Annotated in this window: 14 protein-coding genes; 11 read left to right on the top strand and 3 right to left on the bottom strand. The window is 36.6% G+C overall.

Features of this window, described 5'->3' with window-relative positions:
• Positions 1 to 41 precede the first annotated feature (41 nt).
• The 4 genes from nadA to HRT72_00300 are packed head-to-tail and all read left to right on the top strand — an operon-like array spanning position 42 to position 5,687.
• Complete coding sequence (gene nadA, locus HRT72_00315; protein NQY66158.1) at positions 42 to 1,058, top strand: quinolinate synthase NadA; 1,017 nt, start codon at positions 42 to 44, stop codon at positions 1,056 to 1,058.
• The gene (gene nadB, locus HRT72_00310) at positions 1,055 to 2,620 is read left to right on the top strand and encodes an L-aspartate oxidase (protein NQY66157.1); all 1,566 of its coding nucleotides are present in this window, start codon (positions 1,055 to 1,057) and stop codon (positions 2,618 to 2,620) included. Before nadA ends, nadB begins: the two co-directional genes overlap by 4 nt.
• Positions 2,620 to 4,479 carry a M1 family metallopeptidase gene (locus HRT72_00305; protein NQY66156.1) on the top strand — a complete coding sequence of 620 codons (1,860 nt, stop codon included), beginning with the start codon at positions 2,620 to 2,622 and terminating at the stop codon, positions 4,477 to 4,479. The genes nadB and HRT72_00305 overlap by 1 nt, the downstream gene beginning before the upstream one ends.
• A gap of 23 nt (positions 4,480 to 4,502) precedes the next feature.
• Positions 4,503 to 5,687 carry a hypothetical protein gene (locus HRT72_00300; protein ID NQY66155.1) on the top strand — a complete coding sequence of 395 codons (1,185 nt, stop codon included), beginning with the start codon at positions 4,503 to 4,505 and terminating at the stop codon, positions 5,685 to 5,687.
• Between the two features lie 3 nt (positions 5,688 to 5,690).
• Here HRT72_00300 and HRT72_00295 read toward each other — a convergent pair whose 3' ends face one another.
• From HRT72_00295 to HRT72_00285, 3 genes are read right to left on the bottom strand one after another with little or no spacing between them, the layout of a single operon-like run.
• Positions 5,691 to 6,425 (bottom strand): VIT1/CCC1 transporter family protein, encoded by a 735-nt coding sequence (locus tag HRT72_00295; GenBank protein NQY66154.1) that lies wholly within the window; start codon positions 6,423 to 6,425, stop codon positions 5,691 to 5,693.
• Between the two features lie 6 nt (positions 6,426 to 6,431).
• Positions 6,432 to 6,917: a leucine-rich repeat domain-containing protein gene (locus HRT72_00290; protein NQY66153.1), complete on the bottom strand. Its 486-nt coding sequence runs from the start codon at positions 6,915 to 6,917 to the stop codon at positions 6,432 to 6,434.
• Positions 6,918 to 6,927: 10 nt separating this feature from the next.
• Positions 6,928 to 7,383 carry a hypothetical protein gene (locus HRT72_00285; protein NQY66152.1) on the bottom strand — a complete coding sequence of 152 codons (456 nt, stop codon included), beginning with the start codon at positions 7,381 to 7,383 and terminating at the stop codon, positions 6,928 to 6,930.
• 132 nt (positions 7,384 to 7,515) lie between these two features.
• Between HRT72_00285 and HRT72_00280 the strand changes: the two genes are divergently transcribed.
• The 7 genes from HRT72_00280 (at position 7,516) to HRT72_00250 (ending at position 16,241) form a co-directional block, all read left to right on the top strand.
• Positions 7,516 to 8,448 carry an NAD-dependent epimerase/dehydratase family protein gene (locus tag HRT72_00280; protein NQY66151.1) on the top strand — a complete coding sequence of 311 codons (933 nt, stop codon included), beginning with the start codon at positions 7,516 to 7,518 and terminating at the stop codon, positions 8,446 to 8,448.
• A 126-nt stretch (positions 8,449 to 8,574) separates the two neighbouring features.
• Positions 8,575 to 9,489 carry a toxin-antitoxin system YwqK family antitoxin gene (locus HRT72_00275; GenBank protein NQY66150.1) on the top strand — a complete coding sequence of 305 codons (915 nt, stop codon included), beginning with the start codon at positions 8,575 to 8,577 and terminating at the stop codon, positions 9,487 to 9,489.
• A gap of 65 nt (positions 9,490 to 9,554) precedes the next feature.
• The gene (locus tag HRT72_00270; GenBank protein ID NQY66149.1) at positions 9,555 to 11,021 is read left to right on the top strand and encodes a cysteine--tRNA ligase; all 1,467 of its coding nucleotides are present in this window, start codon (positions 9,555 to 9,557) and stop codon (positions 11,019 to 11,021) included.
• Positions 11,011 to 12,000, top strand: a complete 990-nt coding sequence (locus tag HRT72_00265) for a M28 family peptidase (GenBank protein ID NQY66148.1) — start codon at positions 11,011 to 11,013, stop codon at positions 11,998 to 12,000. The genes HRT72_00270 and HRT72_00265 overlap by 11 nt, the downstream gene beginning before the upstream one ends.
• A 1-nt stretch (position 12,001) precedes the next feature.
• Positions 12,002 to 14,773: a DNA polymerase I gene (gene polA / locus HRT72_00260; protein ID NQY66147.1), complete on the top strand. Its 2,772-nt coding sequence runs from the start codon at positions 12,002 to 12,004 to the stop codon at positions 14,771 to 14,773.
• Between the two features lie 87 nt (positions 14,774 to 14,860).
• Positions 14,861 to 15,781 (top strand): hypothetical protein, encoded by a 921-nt coding sequence (locus tag HRT72_00255; protein NQY66146.1) that lies wholly within the window; start codon positions 14,861 to 14,863, stop codon positions 15,779 to 15,781.
• A 19-nt stretch (positions 15,782 to 15,800) separates the two neighbouring features.
• On the top strand, positions 15,801 to 16,241 hold the full coding sequence (locus tag HRT72_00250; protein ID NQY66145.1) for a hypothetical protein: 441 nt from the start codon (positions 15,801 to 15,803) through the stop codon (positions 16,239 to 16,241).
• Positions 16,242 to 16,282 lie beyond the last annotated feature (41 nt).

Here is a 16,282-nt window from a genome sequence, read left to right as displayed (position 1 = left end):
TAGCCTGCAGGCTATGTGAACGCACGTAAGGAACTATTATTATGGCCGAAATTATGTCTAAGGAGATTGAGGAGAGAGGATATTTGGATATAGAGGTAAGTAACAGTCTTGACCTAGTAAAGGAGATTAATATCCTTAAAAAGGAAAAGAACGCGGTTATTCTTGCGCACTACTATCAGGAGCCTGAAATACAAGACATTGCGGATTTTGTTGGGGATAGCTTAGGTCTTTCTCAAGAAGCAGCACGTACTGATGCGGATTTAATTGTTTTTGCAGGAGTTCAATTTATGGCGGAGACCGCAAAGATTTTAAATCCTACAAAGAAGGTAGTTCTTCCTGATTTAAAAGCAGGTTGTTCTTTAGCTGATTCTTGCCCACCAAACGATTTTAAAGCCTTTAAGGATGCTCATCCAGACCACGTGGTAGTAACTTATGTTAACTGTTCTGCGGATGTAAAGGCTCTTACTGATATTGTTTGCACTTCGTCCAATGCAGTGAGCATTATTAACTCCATCCCTGCAGATAAACCAATCATTTTTGCTCCTGATAAAAATCTAGGAAAGTATTTAATCGGTGAAACAGGAAGAGACATGCTTCTTTGGGATGGAGCTTGCATCGTACACGAAGCTTTCTCTATTGATAAATTATTACAATTGAGTGCGGAACATCCCAATGCTAAAATTATCGCTCACCCAGAGTCTGAAACGCATATTTTGAAAACGGCAGCTTACGTAGGTTCTACAGCTGGTATGATTGATTATGTAAAAAATGAAGACCATGATGAATTTATTGTGGCTACAGAAGCTGGTATTCTTCATCAGATGATGAAAGAGGTTCCGACTAAAAAATTATACGCCGCTCCTGCTCATGAAGACAATACTTGCGCATGCAGCGAATGTCATTTTATGAAAATGAATACCATGAAGAAACTTTATTTGTGCATGAAACATGAACTTCCTGAAATTCATGTTGACCCAGAAATTCAAAGAAAAGCGTTAGTTCCAATAGAAAGGATGCTCGACGTTTCGGCAGGAAAGGTTGTTCAATTAAGTTTATGATTAGAACCGATTTTCTTGTAATTGGTTCCGGGATAGCTGGACTTACCTACGCCTTAAAAGTAGCTCGTCACTTTACGGATAAGAAAGTAACAATCGTTACAAAAGGAGACGAGAGCGAATCAAATACAAAGTATGCTCAAGGTGGTATCGCTTTTGTTTTCCCAGGTAAAGAAGATTCATTCGAAAAACACATCAACGATACTTTGATTGCTGGCGATGGCTTGTGTGATGAGAATATTGTAAAAATGGTTATTGAGGAAGGTCCAGCTCGTTTTGAGGAAATGATTTCGTGGGGAGTGGGTTTTGATAAAGAGGAGTCTGGTGATTTTGATTTAGGAAAAGAAGGTGGTCATTCATTGAACCGAATTGTTCATCACAAGGATGTAACAGGCTACGAAGTAGAAATGTCTTTGCTTCGGCAGATTAAAATGTGTTCCAACATCGAAATGTTAGAACATCATTACGTAATTGATCTGATTACGGAGCATCATAGAAAGGTTCAGTCTAGAAAATTAACCAACGAAGTGAATTGCTATGGTGCATATGTGTTGGCTCAAAAGAGTAGTGAAATACAGAGTATTCTGGCAGACGTAACTATGTTGGCATCTGGTGGCATTGGTCAAGCGTATAGAAATACTACAAATCCATCTATAGCAACAGGCGATGGAGTTGCGTTGGCATATAGGGCGAAAGCGAAGATTAAAGACATGGAATTTGTGCAATTTCATCCGACTGCATTATATGAGCCAGGCGCTGAACAGGCTTTCTTGATTTCAGAAGCGGTGAGGGGTTTTGGGGCCATTCTTAAAACAAGAGATGGCGAAGAATTTATGGGTAAGTATGATGATAGAAAAGAACTTGCTTCCCGTGATATTGTTGCACAGGCTATCGATTCTGAGTTAAAAAAAAGTGGAGAAAAATATGTTTATCTGGATTGTAGTCATTTGGATAAAACAGAATTCGAAAAGCATTTCCCAAACATCACAGAGAAATGCTTGTCGATAGGAATAGATGTGAGTTCTAAGATGATTCCGGTTGTTCCGGCCGCGCACTATTTATGTGGAGGCATTGAGGTGGATGAAAATGGTAGAACAAGTATCAATAATTTATATGCTGGTGGTGAAAGCGCCCGAACTGGTTTGCACGGTGCAAATCGACTTGCATCAAATTCGTTATTGGAAGCTTTGGTATTTGCGCATAGATCATTTATTGATATACAAAATGCTCCAAAAGGAAATTTTGATGACATTGAAATTCCAAATTGGAATGCCGAAGGAACTTCTCATCCAAAAGAAAAAGTTCTCATTACGCATAGTACGGAAGAATTACGTTCTCTTATGAGTGACTATGTTGGTATTGTTAGATCTAATTATCGACTTGCAATGGTTAGAAAGAGACTTGATATGCTTTATTCGGAAACCGAAGAGCTATATGAGAAAACTATTATATCTCCCCAATTGTGCGAATTGAGAAATCTTATAACTGTAGCTTATCTCATTGTGAAACATTCACGACATCGAAAAGAAAATAAAGGAGGTTATTATAACATAGATTGTGCATAATGAAGAGGATTTTACTATGGATTCTACCAATTGCTCTTTTTATTATACAAGGTTGCGGAGAAGAAATTGTTAAAGAACAAACTGATAATATGGTGCCGAAATATTCAAAAGATCCTCATAGTTTTTCAAACCCTAACGAGGCTGTTGTTAAGCACCTCGATCTATCCATTAATCTTGATTTTGAACGCAAAGTGGTATCTGGTGTGGCTAATTATCAGATAGAGAACTTTGGAGGCTCAGAAATAATTTTAGATATTCTTGGATTAGAAATTCACTCCGTTTATACAGGAGAGGAAGATAAAGTGAAGTATAAAATTGAGGAGGGCGACGAAAACGGTAACATGTTAATTATTCCGATTACCAGCTCTACCAAATCTATAGAAATAGAATATACTACAAGTCCTATTGCAATGGCTTTACAATGGCTTGCTCCAGAGCAAACGGGAGGTAAGAAGATGCCATTTCTTTATACGCAAGGTCAGGCTATTTTAACGAGAACTTGGATTCCTTGTCAAGATAGCCCGGGGATTAGATTTACTTATAATGCTAAGGTTAAAGTGCCAGAAGGCATGATGGCTGTGATGAGTGCAGATAACACTCAATCCAGAAACAATACGGGTGAATATAGTTTCGTAATGGATATTCCGGTACCGAGTTATCTAGTAGCTATAGCAGTGGGAGACATCGAGTTTAAAGCGATAGGTGAACGGACCGGGGTTTATTGCGAATCATATTTGCTGGATGAATCTGCATATGAGTTTGCGGATATGGAGAAGATGTTGATTGCCACCGAGAATATGTATGGCCCTTACCCATGGGGGAGATATGACGTTATTGTTCTGCCACCTAGCTTCCCTTTTGGAGGAATGGAGAACCCTAAGCTAACGTTTGCGACACCGACAATAATTGCTGGAGACAGATCCCTTACTTCTTTAATTGCGCATGAATTGGCGCACTCATGGTCTGGTAATTTGGTTACTAATGCCAATTGGAACGATCTATGGATCAACGAAGGATTTACCGTTTATCTCGAACAACGTATTATGGAGGAGCTTTATGGTAGAGAATATGCAGAGATGCTTTCTTCTCTCAGTCTTCAAGAATTAGAAGATGAAATTGAGGAAATGGGAAATGATAACCCAGATACTCGATTGGAGATAGATTTAGAAGCACGAAATCCAGATGACGGGTTTTCGGGAGTACCTTATACTAAGGGATACATGATGCTTCGGAAAATGGAAGAAACTTTCGGTAGAGATAAGTTTGATGAATTTTTGAAAGGGTATTTTAAAACATTCCAATTTACTAGTGTTACTACTGATGTAGTTGAATCTTATATTAAGACCAATCTAATTGATAGATATAATATTGCCTTTAATACGGACGAGTGGATTCATGAACCTGGATTACCAGAATCTATATCTAAAATCAATTCTGATAAATTTGAAAAAGTCGAAGAATCAATTTCTATTATGTTGGCGAGCGGAGCGTATGGCGATCTTAGAATAGCAGATTGGTCTACCCACGAATGGTTGCATTTTATACATCATCTTCCGAGTGATTTAGTGATAGAACAAATTGCCCGAATTGATGAAGAATTCGAGTTTTCGAAATCGGGTAATTCGGAAATATTAGCCGCTTGGTTGTTGTTCTGTGTAGAGAACAATTACTCAGCCGTATTTCCTGAAGTAGAAAAGTTCTTAATTAATGTAGGTCGTAGAAAGTTCTTAACTCCATTATACAAAGAGCTAATTAATTCGGATGACAAACATCCTGGATTGGCAAAAGATATTTATTCGAAGGCGAGGGCTAACTATCATTCTGTTTCTTATGAGACGTTGGATAGGTTGTTTGAATAGTTCACGGATTTTAAAAGCTAGTTATGAGACTAACAATACTCTTGATATTTCTATCTTACGGTGTCGCTATAAAGGCTCAAGTTCCTCCAGGGGTGTACAATATTCCAGGTTATCAGCCGCCTTTACCATATGCAACTTCTATATATGCAACGCCTGCTTATCCTAATACATATGCATATTCAAAGTTTCCTTATAGCGTGCAAAAGAAGGGATGCGCAAAAGAGTACAGATTTCATCGAGGAAAAATCCATTTTATTGATGGAACTGTAGTTAGGGGGGAAATAAGACTTGGTAAAACGAATCTAGAATATAAAAGTACAGAGGATGGTACAGTTTCCTTTATTAATGGAATCAAGGTTAAAAACGTATTTCTTGGAGGTACGGATTTCAACTCTGTTCAATATAAGGATGGGAATACAGAATTTATTTTTAATCGAGAAATCAATCAGTTTATAAGAAGATTAACAAAAACCATTCCTTCTATTTATGATAATTTTTATGAAATAAATGAGGGGCATTGCATGTCCAATAAGTATAAAAAATTTGGAATGAATGAAGACGGCTTGTTTAATGACATATTGTCAATGAATGATGTATTGAAATTAAACCCTAAAAATGAATATTTGAATATGCTGGTACATATAGTCGGTTACCATGTTGCTAACTCAAAGCTAAACGTGTATCTCCCTGAGGGAACTTTACCCATTGGTTCAAACCAAGAGTTAGCGTTGAGCGTAGTTAAATTAATTAATGAACCCAAAGTAGATGCTGTAAATGGCTGGGATCAAATGGTTGTTTTATCCCCATTTGGTGTAGAAAGGAGAATGAAGGGTATTATACATCCCGTAACAATAAAGACAGAGAGTTGGACCAAGAAGGTTTACATACATTTTATTGAAGATGGCATACTCCAATTATTGGATGAAAGGTTAATTGAAACAGTAAAGTTAAATGGTAAACTTTTTGAGAAAAGGTATTGCTTTAATAAGGATATCCAAGTATTAGCACATAAATGGAATGTTTTTAATGCAGACTATTATGTCGCCTTCAAGTATAATCAAGGCCGGGTGTTTCTAAAAGATTTGAAAAACTATAAAGGAAATGATTTCATTTTTTTCAAAAAAACAGGGAAGGGTTTGAAATTTATAGCTGGACAAGAAAAGCTAGGAGACATGTATGTAAAAGAGTTTAAAGGGACATTTGAGTAAGTACTACACCAATAAGCCCTTCAGTAAATCACCAACAAAATAAGACATCGCTGCTGCGGCCCCGCCTAAAAGCACCGTCTCCACGACTCCTTTGAATTTGTTGGTATCACTCACATAAGATTTCATGTATCCCACAATTGCAAAAGCAAGTGAGGTTAGAATGCTGGAGGTTAAAAATAGGTCTAGGTCTTTGATGATATCAAGATAGTCTAGTACATAAGCCATTAAAGGAATAAGACCAATTACAATAAAAGCCAGGTAGGTTACAAAAGCAGTTTTAAAAGGGCTTCTGCTATCTTTAATCATCTCTAATTCTTCTCTCATCATTGTGTCTACCCACACTTTTTTATCAGCAGTAATTACTTCAACCACTTGTTCTAGAAGCTCACCTTGAAACCCTTTTTCAGAATAAATTGTTCTTATCTCTTCTACTTCAACATCTCGTAGATTTTCGATTTCCCAATATTCTAATTTTTCGTGTTTGTCGAAATTGTCGTGTTCTGCCTTGCTAGATAAATAGTTGCCTACCGACATGGCAAATCCGTCGGCCAGAAGATTGGCAAAGCCTAAAACCATTATTATTGTGGTGCTGAATTCTGCGCCTGCAGAGCCGGCAACAACGGCAAATGTTGTTACGCTACCGTCTATGCCACCATACACAAATTCGCCTAAATATTTTTGAAACTTCCCGAACCTAGAGCCTGACTCATGGAAATCTAGTTCGTTATGAGTCGGCATATTGAATTATTTTGTGTGTCCAGTTACTATTTTGCAATCAGGAAGTAATTCTGTAACTCGGTCAACAATTTTTTTCTCTTCTTCTTTATTCAACATGTCTTCCATTTTGAATTCTCTCAAGTTTTTAAGTTGAGCTAATTCTTTAGGGATGAAAATGCCATTATGCATACCGCTAATGTCTATGTATTGCAATTTTTCCATCTTGCCAATTGCAGCAGGTAAAGACGATATATAGTTGAACCCTAAGCTTAACCTTTCCACATTTGGAAGTGTACATATCGAAACGGGAAACGATTTAAGTTTTTGCATTGCAATATCCATGTACTTAACATCTGCTTTATTAGCCATTGCTTTATCAAGAACATCATAATATTGATCATCGAACATAAGATCGTTCATGCTAACGTTATCTTGTGCATGCAGCGAGCGAGCAAAATTTGACGTAAACAACACTACAAGAATAAAAGAAAAAAATAATTTTGATTTTAACATAATTTAATTTTTAAAATGTATAACGAACACTAAGCGCACTGTGGTCTCCAGCAAAATTCGCACCATTGTTTAAATACATCACAGGTTTGTAATCTATAGTTAACGCAATTGGTGCTTTTGTGAAAACATATTCTAATCCAATAATTCCGACAATACCTACAGCTGCATCTCCATCACCTGTCCAAATCGACCCGCCAGCCCCAAGATACCAGTGCAGTTCATCTGTCGGGAAGAGTTTTTGATCTAATTTCCAATGAAGTTCATATATTGCTTCAATGTTTACGCCTCCTTCATAGCGTGCACCTACAATGAATTCTAAAAAAGCATCTTGAATTCCATGTTTATAGGTTAACGCCATTCCTGGGTATCCTAACCTTGCTCCAATAGCCTTTTCATAGCTTTGACCCATTGATTGAGTGGTTAATATCATTATACCTCCAATGATAAGGATAATTACTTTCTTCATTTTCTTCAATAATTGGTTACTCTTCTGTAAATGTAATTTTTTTATTTAAGTAAAAAACTTCTAGCTAAGTCAGTGTAATAGTGCTCAGGTATGTTTTTTTTATAATTTTGCGTTCTTTTAAAATCAGATTTAATGAGTAAAAAACGAATATTAGTTATAGGTGCTTTGGGGCAAATTGGTACTGAGCTAGTGCAAAAACTTAGGGAGATACATGGTGAAGACAATGTAATTGCTTCGGATGTGAGAAATGCTAAGTATGAAGGTATTTTCGAGCAATTAGATGTGATGAATAAGGATCAGGTATATACTTTGGTTAAAAAGTATAATATCACGGAAGTCTATCTTTTGGCTGCGATGCTTTCTGCGAAGGCCGAAGAAAATCCTGATTTAGGATGGAATCTTAATATGGATTCTTTAATGAATATGCTTCATCTAGCGAAAGAAGATTGGATTAAAAAACTTTATTGGCCAAGTTCGATTGCAGTATTCGGACCAACTACTCCGTTTGTAAACACGCCTCAGGATACAGTTACAGATCCTAATACGGTTTACGGAATATCAAAGTTGGCAGGTGAAAGATGGTGCGAATATTTTCATAAGAGATATAGAGTAGATGTGAGAAGTTTGAGATATCCAGGACTTATTAGCTATAAATCACCTCCAGGTGGTGGAACTACTGACTATGCAATTAATATATTTTATTCGGCTGCAAAAGGAGATATCTATCCTTGTTTTTTGAAAGAAGACGCGACTTTGCCAATGATGTATATGGAGGATGCAGTAAGAGCTACCATTGAACTAATGGACGCGCACCCGGATGATGTTAAAGTTAGATCGGCCTATAACTTAAGCGCTATAAGCTTTTCTCCAGGTGAACTGACAAGAGAAATTCAAAAGACTTATCCTGAGTTTGACACATTATATCAACCAGATTTTAGACAGCAAATTGCGGAAAGCTGGCCACAGGTTATAGATGATAGCGTAGCACGTAGAGATTGGGGCTGGGAGCACAAATTTGAGCTAGGAGATATTTGCAAAGAAATGATCGATAATATATCGGCATAATCTGTCTTTCAGTGTTTTAGCTCAAATAAGTAATATTTCAGGGAAAAAAAACGGCCTATTTGTTGAACATTAGATAATTTTTGACGTAGTTTTAGTTACTGCAAAAGAGAGAAAGCTATTTTTTACATGTTAAATAAAATATTAATAATTCTGTCTATATCAGTTGTTTCCACAGCTGCTGCCTTTGGTTCTGATCAGTCATTTGACATGGATGCTGAAACAGGCGACACCATAAATTATAAGGATGTTTCGAATATGCGTCAAGGTCATTGGATTTTTACGGGTCGAATGAAGCGGATGGCTGCTTATGATGATGATCAGAAAGTAGAAGAAGGTGATTACGCAAATAATAGAAAAAATGGTTTGTGGAAAAGATACTTCACTAATCAGCAGCTTAAATCAGAGGTAAATTATAGAAACAATAAGCCTGACGGAGATTATAAAGAGTACTACGACAATGGAACATTGCAAGAATCAGGGACCTGGAAAAACAATAAGAATGTAGGTAATTTTGTACGTAAGCATCCAAATGGGTCGGTTGCACAAGAGTTTGCGTTTAATGCCAAAGGGAAGCGAGAAGGAACACAAAAGTATTATTTTGACAACGGGCAACTTCGTATAGAAGGAAGCTGGGATGGTGGTCAAGAAGCGGGAGTTGTAACGGAGTATACATCTACAGGAGAGGTTAAGTCAGAAAAGTTTTATGGTGAAGGCGGAGTACTTGATGCTGGTAAAACAAAGATTTATGATGTAAAAGAGATTGCAATTCCTGTTGCCGAAGTTATTCCTGAACCAGAAGAAGTTAAAATGGCTGCTGTCGTTCAGAATGGTGAGCAGAAAAATATTGGACGTTTTACCGGAGAAGGACATAATACATTATACAGAAGGGATGGTCAGATCTCTAAAATTGGAGATTTTAAAGGTGGTCGACTATGGAGAGGGAAAGTTTATCATTATGACGGAGATGGAATCTTAGGAGGAATCTCAATCTATAAGAAGGGTAAATATCAGGGAGAAGGAGTTATCGAAGAAGGACAATAATCTTTGTTCTTACATAATCAGCATTTATTTTCCTATTTAATTAAAATCTTGTTTTCTTTGGTTTAATGAAAAACCAGCTATCAATTTATAATACAATTACTAAACAAAAAGAGCTGTTTGAACCTTTAGACGCTCCCTTTGTTGGTATGTATGTATGCGGTCCCACTGTATACAGCGATGTTCATATAGGAAATTGCAGAACTTTTATTTCGTTCGATATTGTTTATCGTTACTTAACCTATCTAGGATATAAGGTTCGTTATGTTCGAAACATTACAGATGCTGGTCATTTAGAAAATGATGCAGATGAAGGTGAAGATAAGATTGCTAAGAAAGCTAGACTAGAGAACGTTGAGCCAATGGAAATAGCTGCACGTTATGCAAATGGCTTTCATGATGTAATGAAGCAGTTCAATACAATTGAGCCTAGTATTGAACCATTGGCTACGGGCCATATAATTGAGCAGATTGCCATGGTTAACAAAATCATAGACAATGGTCTTGCATATGAGGTTAATGGCTCTGTTTATTTTGATGTTATCAAATACAACGAAACAAATAATTACGGAATTCTTTCTGGAAGAAAAATCGAAGATTTAATGTCTGGCCAAAGGGTTCTTGAGGGACAGTCGGAAAAACGAAACACTTGTGATTTTGCTTTATGGAAAAAAGCTTCGGATTCACACATTATGAAGTGGGATTCTCCTTGGGGTGAAGGATTTCCTGGATGGCATTTGGAATGTTCTGTGATGGGATCTAAATATTTAGGAGCTCCTTTCGATATACACGGAGGAGGGATGGATCTGAAATTTCCCCATCATGAATGTGAAATAGCGCAAACAGTAGCAGGTGTGGGTGAAGACCTTGCGAAATATTGGATGCATACCAATATGCTCACTATTAATGGACAACGAATGGGAAAATCTGTTGGCAACTCGCTTTTACCAGAAGAGTTGTTCTCAGGAGATAATAAACTGATGGACCATGGTTATGATCCAATGGTGGTTCGTTTTTTCATGATGCAAACGCACTATGCAAGTACTCTAGATTTCTCAAATGAAGCGTTACAAGCTGCAGAAAAGGGATTTACTAAATTGATGAAAACAATTTCCTTGCTGAAAGAATTACCGACTAGCCCTACATCTTCACAAAACTTTGGAGACATTAAAAAGAGATGTGATGAGGCCATGAACGACGATTTTAATACGCCTGGATTAATTGCAACTTTGTTTGATGGCGTAAGACTTATAAATTCGGTTAAGGATGGCAAAGAGACTATCACCAAAGATGACCTGGAGTTGATCGATTCTTTATATAGTGGTTATGTGTTTTCTGTTTTAGGCCTTAAAGAAATATCTTCTTCGTCGAATGATTCAGTAGATGATTTGATGGAGATAATTATTGCTCTTCGCCAGCAGGCTAAGGAAAATAAAGATTACTCTTCGGCAGATTTTATTCGAGATAAATTAGCTGAGATTAAAATTTCATTAAAAGATGGAAAAGATAAGGTAGCCTGGAACTATGAGGAATAGTTGGTCATATCTATCTATTATTCTACTAGGAGTGTTTTTAATATCCAGTTGTGAAACTTCGGAACTAGAAAATGGAAAAACCAAGTTTGATAAATCCGAAGTATTAGTTCCTAATTTTAGCGCCGATTCATCTTTCGCTTATGTGAAAACACAGGTTCAGTTCGGCCCAAGAGTACCTAATTCAGAGGCACAACTCCAATGCGCAAAATATTTATCTAAAAAGCTTAATGATTTTGGCTTGACAGTGATTGAGCAAAAAGGAGAGGTAATGGCATACAATGGAGAAAAGTTAAGGATGATAAATATCACTGGCAGATATAAACCTTTATCAAAGAAAAGAGTTTTGCTTTTTGCTCACTGGGATTCTAGGCATATTGCTGACAAAGATGAAATTGATAAAGATCTACCGATTGATGGAGCTAACGACGGAGCTAGTGGAGTCGGAGTGCTGTTGGAAATTGCTCGCCAAATTCAAATATCTGGTCCTGAGGTTGGGATTGATATTGTCTTTTTTGATACAGAAGATTATGGTCCACCAGCTGGGTTTAATACGCCGTTAGGAAAAGAGTTTTGGTGTTTAGGTTCTCAATATTGGGGAAAAAATGTGCCTATGGATAACTTTTATGCTATGTATGGAATAGGCTTAGATATGGTTGGCGCAAAAGGAGCCACGTTTCCAAGAGATGGTTTTTCGATGTCCAAGGCAGGATGGGTAGTAAAAAAAATATGGGATAAGGCGAACCAAATAGGATATTCAGATTATTTCGTTTACGATCAGGTTGGCGGATTAACAGACGATTATGTCTTTGTGAACAGATATACGGGAATTCCATGTGTAGACATAATTAACATAGACTTGATTAATGGCAACTTTGGTGATTTTCATCATACGCATAAAGACGGAATGGATATAATTGACAAGAATACATTAAAAGCAGTCGGACAAACTGTTTTGGATGTAATCTATAACGAAATTTAGTATGGCTCAAGAAAAGAAATTATTTCTCTTAGACGCGTTCGCACTTATTTATAGAGCCTATTTTGCGTTTAGTAAAAACCCAAGATACAATGCTAAAGGAATGAACACATCGGCTGTTTTGGGCTTTACCAATACACTTTATGAAGTTCTTCGAAAAGAAAAACCAACGCATATTGCTGTTATTTTTGATTTGCCTGGGCAGAATATTAGGGAGATTGAATATTCTGAGTATAAAGCTAACCGGGAGTCGATGCCAGAGGATATTGCTATTTCAATACCATATATTAAAAGAGTAATTGAAGGGTTTAATATTCCTATCCTTTCGAGCGAAGGTTATGAAGCAGATGATGTTATCGGGACATTGGCTAAAATCGCTGAGCAAAAAGGGTTTACTACGTACATGATGACGCCCGATAAAGATTTCGGCCAACTTATTACAGAAAACATTTTCATGTTTCGACCAGGAAGAGGTGGAGAAGATCCACAGGTTTGGGGAATCCCAGAAATCTGTGAACGGTTTAGCATAAAGCATCCATTACAAGTTATAGATATTCTTGGAATGTGGGGAGATGCAGTGGATAATATTCCTGGGATACCTGGTGTTGGAGAGAAAACGGCAAAGAAATTTATTAAGAAGTATGGGAGTATGGAAGGGCTTTACGAGAATACTCATGAATTAAAAGGGAAGCAAAAAGAAAATGTAGAGAATTTTAAAGAGCAAGCATTTCTATCTAAAAGACTTGCAACAATTCTATTAGATGCTCCCGTTGAATTCAATGAGGCAGATATGCTAATAAAGGAGCCTAACGCGCAGGCTTTGACAGAATTGTTTGCCGAAATGGAGTTTAGAACACTCGCCACAAGGATTTTGGGCACTTCCATTAAGGTCGTGAAAGATGAAGGTCAGATGGATCTATTTAGTATTCAAAATAATGAAGAAGAAGTTTCTTTAATTGAATTGAAGAATATTGAAAATACCGATCACCAGTACCACTTAATAGCTAAAGAACAAGGACGAGATGTTGTAATAGGAGAACTATTACAACAAGATAGTTTCTGTTTTGATACAGAAACTACAGGGATAGATCCTCAAACAGCAGAGATTGTAGGGATATCATTTTCTTTTAGAGCGCATCACGGGTATTATATTCCACTGCCCGAAAATAGAGAAGAAGCCTTAAGCATCTTAGCTGAATTTAAAGAAGTATTTGCCAATCAGAAAATCGAAAAAATAGGTCAAAATATTAAGTATGATATTTCTATTCTAAAGCGATATAATATATCCGTACAAGGCCAATTGTTCGATACAATGCTAGCACATTATCTTTTGCATCCAGATCAAAAGCATAATATGAATATACTTTCTGAAACATACCTTCATTATTCTCCCGTGTCTATTGAGAAGTTGATAGGCAAAAAAGGGAAGAATCAGAAAAGCATGCGGGATATAGAGCCGGACGAGGTGAAAGAATACGCCACAGAAGATGCAGATATTACATTCCAATTGAGCAATTATTTTAAGCCAAAGCTTAAAGAAGGTGGATTAGAAAGGTTGTTTTATGATATCGAAATTCCTTTGGTTCCTGTGTTGGCAAACATGGAGGCTGAAGGGATAATGCTTGATGCTCAGGGGCTTTTAAGTTATTCAGAGGAGTTAGGGAAAGATATTGTTGAGATTCAAAAGAAGGTGATAGAGCTGGCTGGTAGAGAGTTTAATTTGTCTTCGCCTAAACAACTGGGTGAGATTTTGTTCGACGAATTAAAAATAGATGATAAAGCAAAAAAGACAAAAACAGGGCAGTATTCAACTAGTGAAGACGTACTACTTAAATTAGAGTCCAAGCATGAGATAATTCCTAAGATTTTAGATTATCGTTCGTTAACCAAATTAAAATCTACTTATGTGGATGCCTTACCCGAATTGGTTAACCCTAATACAAATAGAATTCATACATCTTACATGCAAGCTGTTGCGGCTACAGGAAGATTGAGTTCTATTAATCCCAACCTCCAGAATATCCCAATCAGAACAGAGAGAGGTAGAGAGGTACGGAAGGCTTTTATTCCTCGAAATGAAAATTTCACTTTGTTCTCTGCGGATTACTCGCAAGTAGAGCTTCGAATTATGGCCGATCTGAGTGAGGATGAGGGCATGATTAAGGCGTTTAATGATGGAATAGATATTCACACTGCTACGGCGTCTAAAGTCTATCACGTGAGCTTAGATGAGGTGAGTGACGATATGAGGAGAAACGCAAAAATGGTAAACTTTGGAATTATTTATGGAATTTCTGCTTTTGGTTTGGCTCAACGTTTAAATATTAAAAGGCAAGAAGCAAAGGATATAATTGAAAGCTACTTTGCTGAGTATCCCCAAATAAAGACTTACATGGATGGTATAATCGACAAGGCAAGAGAACAAGGTTATGTAGAAACCATTTTAGGCAGGAAACGGCACCTTAAGGATATAAATTCTCACAATGCAATTGTTAGAGGGTTTGCAGAAAGAAATGCAATTAATGCTCCTATTCAGGGATCAGCGGCAGATATTATTAAAATTGCTATGATCAATATAAATGATGAGATGGAGAAAAAGGACATGAAGTCTAAGATGTTATTGCAAGTGCATGACGAACTTATTTTTGATCTACATAAGGAGGAAATAGGAATTTTAGAACCAATGGTTACTGATTTTATGGAAAATGCTGTAAGAATGAAAGTTCCATTAAAGGTAGAATCGGGGCAAGGAGAAAATTGGTTATTGGCTCATTAGGTAACCTTTTGTTCTCAAAAACGAATAATAGTAATAATTTTTTATATTTGTTCAGTACTATTTCAGTATATAACCTAATTAAGTATTATGAAAACAATTTCAACAAAAAATATATTTTATTTATTACTAGTTCAGTTAGCGGTATTTCTTGCTGTGGGATGCGCAAGTGAGGAAGGAGGAGCGGAGTCTGAAGAGGCTGTTTCTGAAGAAGAAGCTATTCCTGACGTAAATAAGGATGAGTTAATTCAATCTAGTTCAGAGAAAATATTTTATGCTATTCCATCACCAATAGAGATGGCAGCAATTATTAAAAAAACAGGTGCTACTTATTCTGGTGATATTTTAAACGATGTTAAGAATGTGGATAACTATTCAACAAATAGCTCTAAAGCACTTAACCTTGGTATATACGGTGCAGATTTAAGTTACACTAGTATATTCGGACAAACACAAGAGTCTATGTTGTATTTTTCTTGTGCTAAGAAATTAGCGGATGGATTAGGAATAACCAGTGCATTCTCTGCTGAGAACGTATATAGAATTCAACAGAACTTGGGTAATAAAGATACATTGGTTCAAATTATTTCTGAATCATATTGGTCATCTGAGTCGTATTTAAAAGAAAACGACAGAGCAGATGTCTCAGCTGTTATTGTAACAGGTGGCTGGATTGAAGGTTTATACATTGCAGCACAATTGGCATTGCAAATACCTGATAATAATGAAATATTGGAAAGAGTTGCAGAACAAAAATTATCTCTTGAAGATCTGATTAAATTGTTAGAGAACTTTAATGATGAAGATTTGAATGCGCTTAAAGCTCAGTTAGCAGAATTGTCTACAATATTTGAAGCGGTTGATATAAAAATCGGCGAGAACAACGTTGAACTGAACGAAGAGTCTAAAGTTCATAGCATTACTACTAAAAGTGAAATTTTGATTCCTAATGAGTTATTAGGACAAATTGCTGATAAAGTAGGCGCAATTAGAAGCGGAATAGTCAATTAATATTTTAATAGATAGAACCATGATAAAAGCAAAATTATATATCGTATTGGCATCTGCCTTTTTAATGTTAGTGGGAATTAACGTTGATAGCCAGGCTCAGTGTAAATCGTTTACAAAAAAGAAATGTGTACCACAATTGGCACCTTATATCCATAATGGGCAGTTTAACAGTGCTGTCATAGCAGCTGGAGAAACCGTTGAAATTGGCATGGTGTTTTACAAAGGCCAAGATTATAGAGTATTGGTTGGAACACAAGAAGTTCTAGGAGAAGTAGTCTTTATGTTAATTGATGGAGATGGTAAAGAATTATATAGCAACGGAGGCGGAGATGATAACTTCGATTTTAATGTTGATGCGACGCAAAGATTAACTATAAGAATTGTAGCTCCTAAATCAGAGACAACAACAGGGATTTTACCTAGTGGATGTATCTCACTTCTAATTGGTTTTAAAGACTGATTATAAAGAAGAGTTAATATTAAACAATAAAAAGTGTGAGC

It is taken from the genome of Flavobacteriales bacterium, from assembly GCA_013214975.1.
In the GTDB taxonomy this organism is placed as follows: Bacteria; Bacteroidota; Bacteroidia; order DT-38; family DT-38; genus DT-38.
Note: the sequence above shows the minus strand (reverse complement) of the source record. Positions and strands in the feature narration are given on the sequence as shown.

Bases quoted from the DNA above. Each gene is read 5' to 3' on its own strand.
- nadA (NQY66158.1), top strand. From the start codon at position 42: ATGGCCGAAATTATGTCTAAGGAGATTGAGGAGAGAGGATATTTGGAT.
- nadB (NQY66157.1), top strand. From the start codon at position 1,055: ATGATTAGAACCGATTTTCTTGTAATTGGTTCCGGGATAGCTGGACTT.
- HRT72_00305 (NQY66156.1), top strand. From the start codon at position 2,620: ATGAAGAGGATTTTACTATGGATTCTACCAATTGCTCTTTTTATTATA.
- HRT72_00300 (NQY66155.1), top strand. From the start codon at position 4,503: ATGAGACTAACAATACTCTTGATATTTCTATCTTACGGTGTCGCTATA.
- HRT72_00295 (NQY66154.1), bottom strand. From the start codon at position 6,425: ATGCCGACTCATAACGAACTAGATTTCCATGAGTCAGGCTCTAGGTTC.
- HRT72_00290 (NQY66153.1), bottom strand. From the start codon at position 6,917: ATGTTAAAATCAAAATTATTTTTTTCTTTTATTCTTGTAGTGTTGTTT.
- HRT72_00285 (NQY66152.1), bottom strand. From the start codon at position 7,383: ATGAAGAAAGTAATTATCCTTATCATTGGAGGTATAATGATATTAACC.
- HRT72_00280 (NQY66151.1), top strand. From the start codon at position 7,516: ATGAGTAAAAAACGAATATTAGTTATAGGTGCTTTGGGGCAAATTGGT.
- HRT72_00275 (NQY66150.1), top strand. From the start codon at position 8,575: ATGTTAAATAAAATATTAATAATTCTGTCTATATCAGTTGTTTCCACA.
- HRT72_00270 (NQY66149.1), top strand. From the start codon at position 9,555: ATGAAAAACCAGCTATCAATTTATAATACAATTACTAAACAAAAAGAG.
- HRT72_00265 (NQY66148.1), top strand. From the start codon at position 11,011: ATGAGGAATAGTTGGTCATATCTATCTATTATTCTACTAGGAGTGTTT.
- polA (NQY66147.1), top strand. From the start codon at position 12,002: ATGGCTCAAGAAAAGAAATTATTTCTCTTAGACGCGTTCGCACTTATT.
- HRT72_00255 (NQY66146.1), top strand. From the start codon at position 14,861: ATGAAAACAATTTCAACAAAAAATATATTTTATTTATTACTAGTTCAG.
- HRT72_00250 (NQY66145.1), top strand. From the start codon at position 15,801: ATGATAAAAGCAAAATTATATATCGTATTGGCATCTGCCTTTTTAATG.